This window comes from Marseilla massiliensis (assembly GCF_016899855.1).
In the GTDB taxonomy this organism is placed as follows: Bacteria; Bacteroidota; Bacteroidia; order Bacteroidales; family Bacteroidaceae; genus Prevotella.
Genome location: NZ_JACJJG010000064.1, coordinates 1 through 15,720, shown reverse-complemented (window position 1 = coordinate 15,720; position 15,720 = coordinate 1). Strand labels below are relative to the sequence as shown.

General features: G+C 37.4%; 14 protein-coding genes and 1 pseudogene. 2 read left to right on the top strand and 13 right to left on the bottom strand.

Annotated elements, in window-relative coordinates:
• Both H6A34_RS10375 and H6A34_RS10370 read left to right on the top strand, forming a co-directional pair.
• Positions 1 to 312 (top strand): annotated as a pseudogene (locus H6A34_RS10375) (hypothetical protein); the annotation flags it as partial.
• Positions 313 to 3,041: 2,729 nt separating this feature from the next.
• A complete protein-coding gene (locus tag H6A34_RS10370; protein WP_239480839.1) occupies positions 3,042 to 4,067 on the top strand; it encodes a BT4734/BF3469 family protein in 1,026 nt (341 codons plus the stop codon).
• A gap of 169 nt (positions 4,068 to 4,236) precedes the next feature.
• Here the strand turns inward: H6A34_RS10370 and H6A34_RS10365 are convergent, their stop codons facing one another.
• From H6A34_RS10365 to H6A34_RS10305, 13 genes are all read right to left on the bottom strand, one after another.
• Positions 4,237 to 4,704: a TIR domain-containing protein gene (locus tag H6A34_RS10365; protein ID WP_205105454.1), complete on the bottom strand. Its 468-nt coding sequence runs from the start codon at positions 4,702 to 4,704 to the stop codon at positions 4,237 to 4,239.
• A gap of 2 nt (positions 4,705 to 4,706) precedes the next feature.
• Entirely contained in the window at positions 4,707 to 5,714 is a 1,008-nt protein-coding gene (locus H6A34_RS10360) for a thymidylate synthase (protein ID WP_205105453.1), read from the bottom strand.
• On the bottom strand, positions 5,672 to 6,691 hold the full coding sequence (locus H6A34_RS10355) for a nucleotide kinase domain-containing protein (protein ID WP_239480838.1): 1,020 nt from the start codon (positions 6,689 to 6,691) through the stop codon (positions 5,672 to 5,674). Before H6A34_RS10355 ends, H6A34_RS10360 begins: the two co-directional genes overlap by 43 nt.
• Positions 6,675 to 7,286, bottom strand: a complete 612-nt coding sequence (locus tag H6A34_RS10350) for an Nmad2 family putative nucleotide modification protein (protein WP_205105452.1) — start codon at positions 7,284 to 7,286, stop codon at positions 6,675 to 6,677. Before H6A34_RS10350 ends, H6A34_RS10355 begins: the two co-directional genes overlap by 17 nt.
• A gap of 7 nt (positions 7,287 to 7,293) precedes the next feature.
• Positions 7,294 to 7,875: an SLOG domain-containing protein gene (locus H6A34_RS10345; RefSeq protein WP_205105451.1), complete on the bottom strand. Its 582-nt coding sequence runs from the start codon at positions 7,873 to 7,875 to the stop codon at positions 7,294 to 7,296.
• Between the two features lie 7 nt (positions 7,876 to 7,882).
• Complete coding sequence (locus H6A34_RS10340; RefSeq protein WP_205105450.1) at positions 7,883 to 8,965, bottom strand: toll/interleukin-1 receptor domain-containing protein; 1,083 nt, start codon at positions 8,963 to 8,965, stop codon at positions 7,883 to 7,885.
• A 116-nt stretch (positions 8,966 to 9,081) separates the two neighbouring features.
• Positions 9,082 to 10,221 (bottom strand): dTDP-glucose 4,6-dehydratase, encoded by a 1,140-nt coding sequence (locus H6A34_RS10335; RefSeq protein ID WP_205105449.1) that lies wholly within the window; start codon positions 10,219 to 10,221, stop codon positions 9,082 to 9,084.
• Between the two features lie 175 nt (positions 10,222 to 10,396).
• Positions 10,397 to 11,311 (bottom strand): dTDP-4-dehydrorhamnose reductase, encoded by a 915-nt coding sequence (rfbD, locus tag H6A34_RS10330; RefSeq protein WP_205105448.1) that lies wholly within the window; start codon positions 11,309 to 11,311, stop codon positions 10,397 to 10,399.
• Between the two features lie 124 nt (positions 11,312 to 11,435).
• Positions 11,436 to 11,993 carry a dTDP-4-dehydrorhamnose 3,5-epimerase gene (rfbC, locus tag H6A34_RS10325; RefSeq protein WP_205105447.1) on the bottom strand — a complete coding sequence of 186 codons (558 nt, stop codon included), beginning with the start codon at positions 11,991 to 11,993 and terminating at the stop codon, positions 11,436 to 11,438.
• Between the two features lie 63 nt (positions 11,994 to 12,056).
• Entirely contained in the window at positions 12,057 to 12,965 is a 909-nt protein-coding gene (gene rfbA / locus H6A34_RS10320; RefSeq protein ID WP_205105446.1) for a glucose-1-phosphate thymidylyltransferase RfbA, read from the bottom strand.
• A 135-nt stretch (positions 12,966 to 13,100) separates the two neighbouring features.
• On the bottom strand, positions 13,101 to 13,925 hold the full coding sequence (locus H6A34_RS10315) for a glycosyltransferase family 2 protein (protein ID WP_205105445.1): 825 nt from the start codon (positions 13,923 to 13,925) through the stop codon (positions 13,101 to 13,103).
• A 32-nt stretch (positions 13,926 to 13,957) separates the two neighbouring features.
• A complete protein-coding gene (locus H6A34_RS10310) occupies positions 13,958 to 14,932 on the bottom strand; it encodes an acyltransferase family protein (protein ID WP_205105444.1) in 975 nt (324 codons plus the stop codon).
• Between the two features lie 5 nt (positions 14,933 to 14,937).
• Positions 14,938 to 15,516: a glycosyltransferase gene (locus H6A34_RS10305; RefSeq protein ID WP_338088658.1), complete on the bottom strand. Its 579-nt coding sequence runs from the start codon at positions 15,514 to 15,516 to the stop codon at positions 14,938 to 14,940.
• Positions 15,517 to 15,720 lie beyond the last annotated feature (204 nt).

Genomic DNA, 15,720 nt, shown 5'->3' with positions numbered 1-15,720 from the left:
AGGCTGGATTCGTATTTCAACAAGAACAAGTTAATACCGATAAGCCCTATGATACATGAAGACTGGAAGGTGAAACTCGAAGGCATGAAAATCAGGAGTAACATCAAGAGTGAAATCATAACCTTGGCCGGAAGTGATGACAAGATGCAACAAGCCATAGTCCAGGGAAAAGAGTTCAGGAAAGAGGTTACGTTTGATTTTCTTGATTGGCTTGGGATTAAGAGAGCAAAACATGAAAGGCGAAAATATGAACCCCTTATCAATACTTTGGGCATGATTGGCATTACATTAGTTATCGTATCGGAGTTTTGACCTTTCCTTAAAACAATCAGGACTTTATAAATTGTTTGGCTTATAATATTGTCCGGCCATATTTTATTGCATTATCGTCCTTTATTAAAATTTACCAGAAACGGGAAGTAAGATGGTAGAGGGACAAAAATGTATCAATGGAATATGGTCGGATGATATGCTTTATAATTGTTGTTCGTGGTTTGTTCAATGTTATAATATGATGAAAACAGGAAATATCATACCCGCCTTTTTTCGACCCTCATGTTAATTATATAGAGAAGTAAAAAAAGACGTGTAGTATTGTATTAAGGTGGGTAATAAAGGGAATAATAAGGGATATAAATGGAGAATATAAAAGGATAATCAAAGAGTTATCAAAAGACCTGCTTCGCGGTATCGACAGTGGTGAAGTTTAGAGGTGATAAAACAAAAAGAAAAATCCTCCTCTCTCTACCACTGTTTTTGGGACGAAGTACCCTCTTTTCCTTTATTCCTTTTATTATTCTTTTAAAACCACAATATATAACAGTGAATGAAGTAGCATCTGGATTGAAAAATATTATCGTTGTATTGTAATTGTATTTGTTGGTTTAGTTTATGATTTGATTTTGTAAGGTTGGATAAGTAAAAAGTATTATCAATGTTCAATCAGTAAAATACAATAACAAAACATGAAACAAAAATATCCTGACAACTCTATTAACACAATTATCGAAAATTTGTCTTGTAGTTTAGGTTGGGTTTTATCTTGTTGGTTTGGTTTTTATTCGGTTAAGTAAAATAAATAAGTTGGTCAGGAATATTACAAGGACAGATAAGTTGGTTGATTTGTTTTATTGGTTGAAAGATTAATTGGTTTGTTGTTCTATCTATGTTGGTTGAAATAATAAAAGTTGTATCAGTGTAAAGCAATGTTGTTCTGTTAGTGTAGGGTTAAGATAATGATAAAATGCCAAATATACTCCACCTTCAATAACGACAAAAACTGAATGATACAACAAACAATTCAACACCAATATCATAACTTACAATCCAACAAGAATAATATGCCGGATAAAATACTGCTTGTTGATAAAACCGATAAAAAGTGACAAGAAAAAAATCAGGTAAACAAAAATCGAATAAATTAAAAATCACTGTGAGTATAACTGCAACAAGTAGAAATATCACGGTCAAAAAACTTATCATTAAAAAACATCGGCAAAAATAATGAAGTAAAAATCGTGGCTAAACAAAACAACAATAAAATCTATCGTGGCTAAAATTAAAAGCAAAGTCAAAAACAATGATTAAATGATGTGACCAATAAAAAAAATCAAGACAAAAAATTAATCGTAGCAAAATGAAATCAGAATCAAGAAAATACAAGAAAAATATGGCTGAACAAAACACTAAAATAACGTAACGGCTCTAAAATAAAAAAGCAAAGTCAAAAATAGAACAATAAACAACAGCAAAATCAAAAACAAAAATAATATGGCTGAAAATAACCGAAAATAAAAGCTGCAATAATATAAAATAACGTGGCAAAAACAATGATGAAAAACGAGAACGGGGATAACCACTCACTCTACCTCACTGAACAAAAATGATTAAAGTAAAAAAGTTCGGAGTTGGTTTCATTAGGGCATAACATCACGAAAAACAAAAAATAAATAAGTAGTCTGATGAAAAATTGTGGAGTGAAAAATGGTGATATTTCTGATTTTGATGCTTCTGTTGTTAGAGTCTTATTTGTTTTGTTGTGATTGTTGTTAGTGGTGAGAGGAAAAATGTAAAATATTGGTAGTGAAAAAGATATGTGAAATTTGATGCTGCTAATTATTGGTCTTGAATTGATGTCCTTAAATGTAAAATTGTGCATCGTTGTTTTCTGCTTTTGTTTTTGTCAAGTATGTTATTGTGAAAAGAGGAAAAATGTTGGTGGCAAATAATTGATGGGTAAGATTTCAAGGTGTTTTTTGATTATAAGGAAACAGAATCGTACCAGAACAAAGAACAATACAAGAAAGAGAGCTACCCACGATTTTTCAACCCACCTGTTAATTATATAGAGAACAAGAAAAAAGTGGGTAATAATTGTAAAATAAAGGAAATACAAAAATGAATAATAAAGTAAAGAAAACAAACCTACTTCGTGGTAAAAAGAGTGGTGAAAGTGAGGTGAGAATAAAAGGTGAATCAACTGGGTAAATCTGGTGGAGTAAAAAATAAATCAACACAACTCCTCCCCACCACTGTCTTTAAGGGACGAAGGACCAATCTCTTTACTTCTTTTATCACTACTATTCAACAAAAAACAAAGAAAAAAGTACAAGGGGAATAACACATTACACAGTCTTAGCACCCTCATTGAAAAACAGTATCAAGAAAAACAATGATAAAAGATACAACAATCAATGAAAGGCTAGATAAAATCAATCAAAAAAAAGTAATTGTAGCTTATGTTCTTTATCCTTGTTCATTGTATCGGATGTGTCAAGTAAAAAATAATTCAACAAAAATAAAGAACAAAAATGATGAAACGAATGAACAACAGGCCTCCTTGATAGCAAAGTAAAAATATGTTGCTGAATTTATCCCTTGGTTTTAATGGCAACGAAAAATAAAATAATAATCTATCAAGAATACAGAAAAAATAAAGCCAAGGAAAAGTATATCAAAAAGAGAGAACGACCGAAAAAACAATCAGGCCACAACTCTCTTAATAACAAAGTAAAAATTTAAATATCAACAAAATGGAAACAATGATGATAAAAAATACTGTCAGCTACTATAACAACGCTGAAGATTCAAAAAGTAAGAGATACATAAGCCTTGACTACGTACTTCTTGAAATGGTGGCAAAAGACGGACAATTAAAACAACAGACAGAATTTGTAAGAAGCCAGCCTGACGAAGATATGTTCAAGAAGGAGAAAAAGAAACTCCCGATGATTGCTCCTTCAGGCATATTCACTTACAGGAACGACAATATTGATAACCTCCAGGAATACTCAAACATCATGGTTCTTGATTTCGATAAATTTCCCGACCATGAAGCAGCCAATGAATTCAAGCAAAAACTAATACAATATGCCGACCTACTTCATATTTATGCTGTATGGTTTTCTCCAAGCAACAAGGGAGTTAAGGTTGCTATGCTCCATGACAACACAAATCCCGAATACCATTACAACTTGTTCATGCAGGTTAGGTTCAAGCTATATCCCAACACGGAACAATTTGACATGAAATGCGGAAACCTTAGCCGTACCTGTTTCTTGAGCTACGACCCTGATGTTTGGCTTAATCCAGATAGGGAACATTTAACGCCTTTCCATTTTGTTTACGACCCTCAATACCCCAACATTCCGCCAAGAGATTACGGCACAAAAGGATATTCAAGCAAGGAGTTCAAGCATACCGAGGAAGAGATAAGACTGAACGAACTTTTCCAGGCACAATGGAAGGATAAACAACTGATGAACTATGTCGATAAGTTTTGGAGAAAAATCTATCCTGATTCATACAAAGACGGAAACAGGCACCAATCGATACTTTCAAGGGCCAAATGGTTGTGTCTTTATGGAGTGTTGTTCGATGATGCGGTAAATTATCTCAAAGCCACATTTGGAAGGCATGGAATTGACGAAAAAGATATAGAGGCGATGGCAATAAACAACTACAACTCAAACCGTGATAACTTCGGAAGTAAGAGAAATGAGATATACCAACGAAGGAACAATGGGATTAATTACAACCGAAACCGATGGAACGCTATGAAGAATTAAGTCTGGCATAAATTCGATACAATAAAACTTCGAACCAATCTTCCTGAAAAACAAGAACCCCTCCCAACCGTACTGATAAAAAAGATGCAGTAGGAGGGGATATTTTTTGTTGTCCAGTTTTTTTATAGTTTTCACATTTTACTATTTATTTTAATCCATTACACTTATATTAGCACGTTTCACGTGGACTGTCTACATTGTCTCGTTGGCTGCCGTCAGACTTCTCAAAATATGTCTTGCCGTTTTTTATAGCATCAACGATTTTACTTTCATTCCAACCAACTATAGTATCGGCTAAATCATTGATTGCATCAGGTAAGTCGGCATCAGAAGTACCTCGTAGAAATATTCCTATAATGGGCTTTTTCAATCTTGCGGCTTCCCGAACTTCCCAATCTACCCAATCGCTATCATGAGTATTAGGGCCAATCAGACAAATAAATGTACCAGCTTGATTTATCAAAGGCCGTAACAGGCTTTTTATATAATCGTCGTTTTTCGCATTATTGAACTTTTCAGAAGTAACTGAATAGTTATGAAGTTCATATTGATCACCCAATAGTTTTTTTAACTTTTTAATGCCGTCTTCATCTTCATGAAAATGACTTACAAAAACATTCTTAAATTCCGTTCCCATAATTATCTTCCTATTAAGTTGTACAATTGATTGTTTACAAATGATATATTTTGTTCAGGATGGTTCTTATGGAATAAGATACTATACCAATCCTTGAAAAAATCATCTTCAAAAATTTCAGGCCTATAAGTTGCATGCGATAGCCTCATGTGGGTTTCTTCTCTCGCCAACAAATCACATAGGCGGTCAAACTCTTCCAGGGTAGTGAATGTTTTTTTGTACGTGAAGGGCATTTCCTCATATTTGTCTATTGATGCTATTAGCTCCACCTTATTTCTCTTATCTTCGTAATAATGAAAATTATTAGCTATGTGATAATAAGAGCCAATTCCCATTCCAAGCATAGCGGAAATATATTCCTGTATGAAAGTAAAGTTGAAAATGTTTACAGCACTTGCGCCCCATAAGAAATCATTGGAACGCATAAACACAGTCAAATCCAATCTCCCGTCTAGAGAATTGCGCTGAAAATGCAGCAACCTTGTGCATGGAATGTCTTTGGTAACTTTAATCTTTCCATCGTCACCAAATTCATCTTTCATAGTATCATCAATGTTCAATACAGCTCTACGTGTATTAGGGTCATCTTTGAAACACTCCACAATATATTTGAACTGGTCAATGTACGTACCACTTTCCCCTTTCCCAATATTTATCTGATAGTCATTTGACGAACCATTGAAAAACCTGAATCTTGGTCCATATCCTCCACGCATGAATTTCTTGTCATCAGAAAAATCCATCATTCGTTTGAGATAGTGACTGATATACTCCATATCATTACGGCCAGATGCCAACCATAAAGATTCCGCATATGGCAGAGATAAGTTCCATTTTCTCTCAGGAATGGTAACCCAACGGGCTGTCGGATCATTTATCTTGAAAACAAATGGTTCTGGTAATTCATAACAGCAATTGTTACGGATTTCCCTTTTCACGCCATATTCCAATAGCAATTGTGATGCTCCTACCAAGAAATCATTAATTCCGTTGTATTCGGCTGTGAACATAAATCGGAAATCTTATTATTAATGTTCCATTTATCAGGGAAATAATAATGTATAGGGGTTGGTGACGGGTGGTATGTTTGCTTGATGCGCACATTACCGACCAACAATTCCGGCATTTTCGCCCGGAGGTACTTGTCTGTTTCGCAAAAACAATTCTGCAGGTCTATCAACTGTGGTTCATGGCATGGTAATGGGACAAATTCATTATACCCATATTTGCGTCTGAAATCATCGATGTTATCTTGCACGAACCTGATGATATCCTCATTACTTGCTTTTGTCGGCATAAAGCATTTCCTTATTCCCCTAATGGCTCCTATACCGGCTTTCACAAATGAATTTTCACTGAAATTTATATATGGGGAATAATTTAAATCTGTCGCATATTGGTAGGACAAGAATCCGCCTAAGAATGAACATGAATTTAATAATTGATAAATCTCCTCCAAGGATTTTGCCTGTTCAATTTTTTGCAGGACTCCTCCTTCTACGATTTCCTGTTTCAGCATTGCCAGCCATTTCTCATGCTTATATTTTAAGTGATTATATTTAGAATGAGTGCCGGTCATCATATACGCATTGTTGAAAATGGGTTTTGTTGCCATCCTTTTCATTAAAAGATTATTTATCCTCTCAAAATCAATCGTTTTAAGAGTTATTAAACCGGTATTTCTTTCTAAATATTCCCATGTCTCAATCTTGTTGAAAATCTTAAAGAGAAGGATCCTGGCGATTACATCTTCTTCACTACAATCGTTAATATGTTCATAAATGACGTGTCTGATTAGATATTGACTGACCCTGTCGCAAGCCCTGTATACATTCGTGAATTTATATTTTCTCAATATAGGATCGTTCGTCAAAGTTGTGCAACCTTCGCATTTACGCCAGAACATATTCATCCGTTCCTGCATAAAATAGAAGTAATAACGAAAGACCTCATCATTAGGGATAATGTCTTTATGATTTTCCATCATATCTGACGAAGTTTTTAAATTGACGTGGCAAGTCTATGAGTCCCATCTCATAATTTTTACAGATATAATCCCAAAGTCCGTTGCAGATTTCTATGTCAAGGTTATGATGTCCGATTCCTGTATGGATGCAAGTTGTATACTCCGCAGGGATATCAATCATTGATTTGCCAAAATAGAAAAATTCATCAGCTATGAGTACATGGTCTGTTGTCCCTGTATCCCTAGTTAAGTTGTCTGTGTTGATACTCCCATCCTGATTGCTATGGTGCGAATTTTCCTGCATCCATTCACCATTTTCAAGTTGGTGATAAATGTTATCGCCATATAGCTTCTTCAAACTGCCATTCATGACAGGCTTTTTACACGCATATTCCTCGTTGTTCCAATACTCATTGAACGTAATGATTTTTGAAACTTTAGCCATAAACACTAATTTATTGGCAAAATCTGCAGGTGCATTGCCTATGATGAAATCACCAACTTGAGCACTACTGCGAATTTTGGGTTTACATGTGGCTAACGTAAGAAAACCATAAAACGGATTGGGAGCAAAACCGTAATCACGTCTTAATACATAGCTATAACCTCTTGCCATAATATCACTACTCCTTTTGTTGTTGCCTGAATGGAGAAAGTATTTCCCTGAAAATCGACATATAAGCATAACTCCCTTCCAACAGAGGATAAGGCTCGCCTATTTTTTTGTATAAATCGTTCGATGCACCACCAGTGCTTGCAAAGGCGTAATACTTTGCATCTGGGTATAATTCCTTTAACATATTGTATTCTTCTATAATGCCGTTCATTCCGCCAATAAATACAGCACACTCGGTCCTATTTTCTTGAAACATTTGTTTTCGCATTGCGTGGACACTATCTTTAACACTTTCGCCTACCGCTTCCGTAAAATGTATGTTTTTGAAATCACCTACTTCTTTGGGTATAGACTCCCCGAAAAGTATGGATTGATAAATTTTAATTAACGGTATGGCTTTTTGTTTATTGCGCATTGCTACTTCCCAAATCAGAGGAGTGATTGCCGGATGTCCTCCAAAGTAGAACGGTATACCATATTCAGCACAAACTTTGGTAAATGAAACAATGGCTTCCCTGATGGCAAAAATATTTTCCGTACCAAAATACTCACGTCCATGTTTTGGTACACTTGCTGACAAAAATATCATGGCACTCCTATTTTGTAACATTATAAACTTTTATTGGCAAATTGTTATTCAACCATTCCAAATGTTTTTCTATATCCGGTCGGCAATAATTCCCATTGTATAATACTTGCTTGGTATAGGTTGAGAATAAGGGAGTCTTTTTGAAACGTTGGTCTATGTCGAACACTTTTCTCGCATCAGGGATATGTGTAGTGGGATAAAAACATTCATGGGTTGCATCGCTTAGGAGAAAATCTCCTTGCTCTACAATATGCAGTCCTAAGTCACTGCATCGTTTGTTGAATTCATCCAACACAAATTTACGTTTAATGCAAAAAGCATTGGCACGGCTTCTTTCCATCAGTAAAATTATCTCCTCTGGTAATTTGTCATCTGAATTTGCCTGCTCTAAAGTAAGTTGATAATCCTTGTAATCACAAAATTGGTGCATGTTCTTTTTCTCGTCTATACTAAAGCGTATGTCTAGAACCGGAATGTTTTCAGCATTGGCAATATTGAATTCCTCCATGCAATAGGGACTACTATTGAATCCGGGAGTATCAAGCAAGATAATAATGTCTGAATCAACCAATTCATGCCTCAAATACTCCTGAAAATCCACGCCTGCTTTCAATGAATAGGAATCCAAGAAAGGAATGTACTTCTTTTTGATGAGCCGGTCAAATAAGTTTTGTGCCAGCTTTTCCAAGTCATCACGATGATAGGATATAAATACTTTCCTGTTCCCTTCAAGAATTCCAAAATATGAAAGAATCAGATTCTTTAATGCTTGAATGGAAAAATCTGTTTCATCCAAGAAAAAACCATTCAAAGGTTTCAATGGTTTTGGAATGTTTGTCTTAAAGTCACCCGGTTGGGTTGCTATAGGCTGGATGCTTTTTTGCGAAATGATTTGCTTCAACCTATCTTCCAAGTTTTTATCGCTAATTACCGCATCATTTGTACTATAGCCATAATATAGATACAAGACTGGATTATATTTTTCTACATCATTAATATTTATGATGTGAATGTCGGGAAAATCCAGTAATACATTTCTCAGGTCATCAATCCTCCAAGGTGTCCCTAATGGTATTACTTGATATTTCATGCTTCTTTTTATGTATTTCTTGTAACCATCCTTAATTATGGGGATTTTGTGTATGTTATTACATCCCTATAAATCGAGTTTATATTAAATTGACCGATATTTTATAAAGTTTTCCCTTACCTGCCCTTGTACATTTCGTCGTAGTAATTTTGGTAATCGCCGCTCGTTACATTATCCATCCATGCCTGGTTGTCAAGATACCAACGCACGGTCTTCTCTATGCCTTCCTCGAATTGCAGGCTCGGCTCCCAACCCAATTCCCTTTGCAGTTTGCGGGAGTCAATGGCGTAACGCTTGTCATGGCCCTTGCGGTCGGTAACGTAGGTAATGAGGTTCATGTCCTCACCCTCTTTTCTTCCGAGCAAACGGTCAACAGTATTGATGACTACCTTGATTATATCAATGTTCTTCCACTCGTTGAAGCCACCGATGTTGTAGGTATCAGCTATTTTACCCTTGTGGAAGATGAGGTCAATCGCCCTTGCATGGTCCTCCACATACAGCCAGTCACGCACGTTTTCACCTTTGCCGTAGACCGGTAGCGGCTTCCTGTGGCGGATGTTGTTGATGAACAGGGGTATCAATTTTTCGGGGAACTGGTAAGGTCCGTAGTTGTTTGAGCAGTTGGTTACTATGGTAGGCATTCCGTAGGTGTCGTGGAAAGCACGGACAAAGTGGTCTGAACTTGCCTTCGATGCAGAGTAGGGTGAGTGAGGGTTGTACTTCGTATCCTCGGTAAAGAACTCCGTTCCGTAGGCATGGTGGTGCTCCGATGATGCTTTTGTTGTAAACGGAGATTCTATTCCCTCGGGGTTCGTCAGTTCCAACGCACCATAAACCTCGTCAGTCGAGATATGGTAGAAGCGTTTCCCCTCGTATCCTTCGGGGCGGCTCTCCCAGTATTCCTTGGCTGCCTGCAGCAACGTCAGCGTACCTATTACGTTTGTATGTGCAAAAGTGAATGGGTCTTTTATGCTTCGGTCCACATGGCTCTCAGCTGCAAGGTGGATTATCCCGTCAACATTGTATTTCTCCATCAACGCCTTCACCGTTCCGTAGTCGCAAATATCAGCCTTTACAAACGTATAATTCCCCTTACCCTCGATGTCCTTCAGGTTTGCCAAATTTCCTGCATACGTCAGCTTGTCGAGATTGATGATACGATATTCGGGGTATTTATTTACGAACAAGCGTACTACGTGTGAGCCTATGAAACCGGCTCCACCGGTTATGATGATGTTTCTCTTGTATTCCATGATTCTTGTGTCGTTAAATTGTCAATGAAATCTTGTTTTGTAAAAGACGGCCTTTCAGCTTGCAATTCACGGTCTTTTATCCTTCAATACGTGGCCTTTTACAATGCAATTTGCCGTCTTTGGGAATGTGTTTTGTATATTATTGATTTTCAATACGTTAAGAAAAGGATTATGCTTATGCCTTCAATGTGCCCATATTCCCCATGCACTTCTTTAAGGAGTCCGTCCAATAAGGAATTTTCAGCCCGAAAGTCTCCTTGATTTTCGTCTTGTCGAGAACCGAATAGGCAGGGCGTTTGACCGGACTTGGAAATTCATCGCTGTGGCAAGGCTTTATGTCGCAAGCCGTGTTTCCTACAAGCTCGACGATTTTCTTGGTGAAGTCGAACCATGAGCATACTCCTTCGTTGCTGAAATGGTAGATTCCACGCTTTGAATATCCGTTCTTCGGACTTTCCTTTTCATAGTCTGCAAGCACGGTCTTTATGGCCACTGCAAGGTCGTATGCGTATGTAGGAGTTCCTGCCTGGTCAAAAACAACAGTGAGTTTCGGTTTCGTCGCAGTAAGGTTTAGCATCGTCTTCACGAAGTTCTTGCCGTATTCGGAATATAACCATGCCGTCCTTATTATTACATAATCACACCCGACAGCCTCGATATTCTTCTCGCCCTCAAGTTTTGTCTTGCCGTAGACTCCCGTAGGTGTTCCCTTCTGGTCTTCCCTGCAAGGCGTATTGTAAGGGTCTCCGCCGAAGACATAATCCGTTGAAATCTGCACGAGAAGTCCGCCTACTTCCTTCATTGCCTCTGCCAATAGCTTCGGTGCATCGGCATTTAGTTTCCTGCATAACGCCTCGTCGCTCTCTGCCTTGTCAACGTTTGTATATGCGGCGCAGTTGACTATGCACCGTATATTCTTTTCATTCACGATTTTCTTTATAGCGTCGGCATCGGTTATATCCAAGATAGTCGTTTCGACACCCTCGACCTCTACGACATCCGTAAAGGTGTAGCTGTCGTTCGTGTCTTTGCTTATTATGCGCATCTCGTTACCGAGCTGGCCGTTTGCGCCTGTTACGAGTATGTTCATGTTGTTTGTCTTTTTAGGATTAAAGGAGTAAGGAGAGGAGGAGTAAGTAGAAATGCCTTTTTCAATTCATAATTAAGAATTCATAATTGACTGGTCTTTCTCACCTTCTCACTTTCTCACCTTCTCACTTGTAAATGAATGGTGAGTCAAAGTCTTTCAGCAGCGGGTGTTTCGTGTCCTTCTCGCTGAGTATTGCGTGTTCGGTAGGTATTCGCCAGTCTATGCCAAGACTGTCGTCAAGTATGCTTATCCCTCCGTCAGCCTCGGGATGGTAGAACTCGTCGCACTTGTACTGGAACACCGCCGTCTCGCTCAACACCGCAAAACCGTGTGCAAAGCCTTTCGGAATGAAGAACTGCCTGTGGTTGTCCTCGGTAAGTTCAACCGCCACGTGCTTTCCGTATGTGGGCGAGCCTTTCCTTATGTCAACCGCAACGTCGAGGACTTTTCCCCTTACGCACCTCACCAGTTTTGCCTGTGTATATGGCGGACGCTGGAAATGCAGTCCACGCATGACACCATACGATGACATGCTCTCGTTGTCCTGAACGAACTCCACGTGCCCGACTTTCTCCTCAAACTCCCTCTGCGAGAAGCTTTCGAAGAAATATCCCCGTGCGTCCTTGAATATGCGCGGCTCTATGATTACCACGCCTTCTATGTCTGTCTTTATTACTTCCATCGTTTTTAATGTTTATTTTATTTGCAAACCGGCTTCTCCCCTCGGGGAGATTGAGAGGGGGCTTTAATACTCCAAGTTTTTCGTTATGTCGTCCTCTCTTTCGCCAAGAATGGACATGAGGTACTTTCCGTAATCGTTCTTCAACATCGGCTGTGCCACCTCCCTTAGCTTGTCCGCCGTTATCCATCCCTTTCGGTAGGCGATACCCTCAAGACAGGCAACCTTCAAACCTTGTCGCTTCTCCAACACTTCAATAAAGGTACTTGCTTCCGACAATGAGTCATGAGTTCCCGTGTCAAGCCATGCGAAGCCACGAGCCATAGTCTGTACTTTCAGCTCCTTGTCCTTTAGGAACTCTTGGTTTACCGTAGTGATTTCCAGCTCACCGCGTGCAGACGGTTTTATGCTCTTTGCGATGTTGACAACCTTGTTAGGATAGAAATACAATCCAACAACGGCATAGTTGCTCTTCGGATGTTCGGGCTTCTCTTCGATACTAAGGCAATTCCCGTCCTTGTCAAACTCCGCCACGCCGTAACGCTCGGGGTCGCTAACCCTGTAACCAAACACTGTTGCCTTGCCGTTCCGCTCTGCATCAACAACCGCCTGTTTCAATAGGTCGTTCAGTCCTGCGCCATAGAAGATATTATCCCCAAGCACAAGGCAAGCGCAATCATCACCTATGAACTTCTCCCCGATTATGAACGCCTGTGCCAGTCCGTCCGGTGACGGCTGCTCCGCATACTCGAACCTCACCCCGAAATTGCTGCCGTCACCCAACAGCCGCTTGAACCCCGGCAGGTCGTAAGGTGTCGAGATAATCAGTATTTCCCTGATACCCGCCAGCATCAATACGGAAATAGGATAATAAATCATCGGCTTGTCGAAAATCGGGATAAGCTGCTTGCTGATTCCCTTGGTGATAGGGTACAAACGAGTACCGCTACCACCTGCCAATACTATTCCTTTCATTGATCCTAGTATTTTACAATTACTTGTTAGTGTAACCCAATGATGTACTTCTAATCGTGAAAACAGTATTTATTGAATAGGAAAATTTTCATTTAAATGGATATCTAAAATTTGTTTTAAATATGAAAGCGTTTTTTATTTACGCAAAAAACATTTATAAAACATTTTCCGAAAAACATTAGGAAGTATTCTAATAGGAAAACGAGTCGCAACGGCATAAAAAAATTCAAAAGACGACATGAACCCGATTTTCTTAAATTTTTTTAAGGTGTGATATTCATTAATTGCATATTTTAATCCACCTCGTCTTTTAAAAGAATCGTCAGACATCCGAAAATATAGCAAAGGCTCTTGTAAATTGTAAAATTTTGAACCATTGACAAACATTCTTGCCCAAAGATAGTAATCTTCAAATAAATAACAATGCTTATAGCCTCCTACAGCCAAAACAGCTGATTTTCGTAATATGACAGCTGGATGTTCAACCGGACAACGCTTTGTGGAATACTTCACATTATTCCATACTGTTTCGGGAAATTTCTTATGACTAGTAATAACTTTCTTTCCATCGGTATCTTCATAAAATTCTTCAGTCCAACACCCTAGAACGTCTACATCCGGATGGGAGTCCATATAATTAATCTGTTTCTCAAAACGTTGCGGAAAACAAATATCGTCAGTGTCCATACGTGCAATTAACTCAAAACGGCACTTCTTCATACCTTCATTTAAGGCATTTCCCAACCCCATATTTTTCTCCAACGGGATTACCCTTAAATTGGTATATGACGTAACAAAACTTTCGACTACTTCATACAACTCATCTGTTAATGGCCCATCTTCGACTAATACGACCTCGGTGGGAAGCAATGTTTGTGTAAACACACTGTCTAAACTTTCTCGTAAAAAATGTGGATCTTCCTTTTTATAGACAGACATTAAAACTGAAAAGTTTTTCATAGGCTACGACATTTAACTATTATGCGTCTTTATTAAAGAATTACCATGGCTTTTTTAACATCCCAATTCCCGTCTGTTACCATTTGTTCAAACAAGTTAGTACAAATCTTTACAAGATATGCACCTAAAACGATTAATAAGAAAACAATAACTGTATTAAAAGGGAACAGGCTATTAAAAAGGTCTGTAATTATATAGCGTTGTACAATGTATATTTCGAAGGTTAATCTTGCTATAATCTTGACGGGAATAAAACATTTTGTTTCCGCAAAATACTTGAGCCAATCAAAATGGGCAAGTTTATACAAAAAAACAAGAAATAATAGTAACGGTATGTATCCGAATAGCTGAGTATAATATGAGTTATCTATATGTCCCTTTCCTATCTTCATAACAACGAAATAAGAGAAAAAACTTATTAACGTAAGAATTAGAGATAGAACAAAGCTAATATTCATAAATATCTTGTTTTTCGCAATAATAACTCCTAATAACATCGTCGGGAAATAACAATAATAGTGAAATTTGTGAAATATACTTAAAGATTGGGGAGGGTAAGATGCGACAACACAAATAGTAAATAATATGGATAAGATAAAACTTAAATAAAGAATAAAACTTTTCTGTGTTTTAATAATAAGAAAAATTATAGGGAAACTAATCAAAAAACATTTTACAAACCAAGGTGTTGGCATAAAGTCATACCAAGTAATGTCAGAATTGAAAAAGCCGGCTAAAAAGGCAAGTACAATGATAGGCAACCAAAGTTGTTTTATTTTTTTAAGATACCATTCTGAAAATGGTATTTCATAGTTCCTTCGTTTTAATGATAAATAAAGGAAATACCCCGATACAAAGAAAAAAATAGCATTTCCATGTACCCCCAATGTTGCTAAAGCCGGATTATGTTCCTCATATAACGGTCTGAAATTACTATTGGTTATCATAATAGCTGCAATACATTTCAGAAAATCAAAAGCGGGATTATAATTCTTTATTAATGCCATAAGTATTATAATTTAATATTATCAATCACGTCGGAAAGATATTTTTCGGCCATCTTCCTTTCAGTCATTTCCTTTGCTGTAGATATCGCATTCATTCGGATTTTTTCTTTTTCATTGTTAGGCATCGAAATTATTTTCTTCAGAAGATTAGATAAATCCGCACTATTTCCTGCATCACATAAAAAGCCGTTTACTCCATCCTTTATAATACCATCAAATCCTTCATTCTTTGAGGCTATTGTGATACATCCATTAGCCATCGCTTCCAGATATACCATCCCAAATGTTTCATGTCGGCTAATCATTATAAAATATTCTGATGTGCTTAATTCCTCTTGAACATCCTTTCTACTAATATGTCCTAACAGGTGTAATTGTTTCTCATCAATATGGTTTCTTTTTGCTATCCTGTTTATTTTCTTGCTTAATGCTCCATCACCAATATAAGTGATTGACAAATTACCCTTTTTTAAAAAGGAGATGGCAGCTTCTAATACTTTTTCCGGATACTTTCGTTTTATCAATGCGCCAACGTAACAAATTTTCCCTTCATTCTTTACGGTATTAAGATTCTTATTGTAAATATAGCTTTCTGGAATGCCTGAATATGCTATAAAACTTTTGTTTAATCTACCATAAATAGACTCAAAATTTTTCTTAATTGCTTCTGACCTAAATCCCCATAAATCAACACTATTTATTAATGCTTTACACTACTGTCCCGTAAAAGTGGATAAATAGTTCTTTGAAATTATTGAAACATAGTCAATTACACGGTTTTTTGAAAT

Bases quoted from the DNA above. Each gene is read 5' to 3' on its own strand.
- rfbD (WP_205105448.1), bottom strand. From the start codon at position 11,311: ATGAACATACTCGTAACAGGCGCAAACGGCCAGCTCGGTAACGAGATG.
- H6A34_RS10360 (WP_205105453.1), bottom strand. From the start codon at position 5,714: ATGTTCACAGCCGAATACAACGGAATTAATGATTTCTTGGTAGGAGCA.
- H6A34_RS10350 (WP_205105452.1), bottom strand. From the start codon at position 7,286: ATGGCAAGAGGTTATAGCTATGTATTAAGACGTGATTACGGTTTTGCT.
- H6A34_RS10345 (WP_205105451.1), bottom strand. From the start codon at position 7,875: ATGATATTTTTGTCAGCAAGTGTACCAAAACATGGACGTGAGTATTTT.
- H6A34_RS10340 (WP_205105450.1), bottom strand. From the start codon at position 8,965: ATGAAATATCAAGTAATACCATTAGGGACACCTTGGAGGATTGATGAC.
- H6A34_RS10315 (WP_205105445.1), bottom strand. From the start codon at position 13,925: ATGAAAAACTTTTCAGTTTTAATGTCTGTCTATAAAAAGGAAGATCCA.
- H6A34_RS10355 (WP_239480838.1), bottom strand. From the start codon at position 6,691: ATGATGGAAAATCATAAAGACATTATCCCTAATGATGAGGTCTTTCGT.
- rfbC (WP_205105447.1), bottom strand. From the start codon at position 11,993: ATGGAAGTAATAAAGACAGACATAGAAGGCGTGGTAATCATAGAGCCG.
- rfbA (WP_205105446.1), bottom strand. From the start codon at position 12,965: ATGAAAGGAATAGTATTGGCAGGTGGTAGCGGTACTCGTTTGTACCCT.
- H6A34_RS10335 (WP_205105449.1), bottom strand. From the start codon at position 10,221: ATGGAATACAAGAGAAACATCATCATAACCGGTGGAGCCGGTTTCATA.
- H6A34_RS10310 (WP_205105444.1), bottom strand. From the start codon at position 14,932: ATGGCATTAATAAAGAATTATAATCCCGCTTTTGATTTTCTGAAATGT.
- H6A34_RS10370 (WP_239480839.1), top strand. From the start codon at position 3,042: ATGATGATAAAAAATACTGTCAGCTACTATAACAACGCTGAAGATTCA.
- H6A34_RS10365 (WP_205105454.1), bottom strand. From the start codon at position 4,704: ATGGGAACGGAATTTAAGAATGTTTTTGTAAGTCATTTTCATGAAGAT.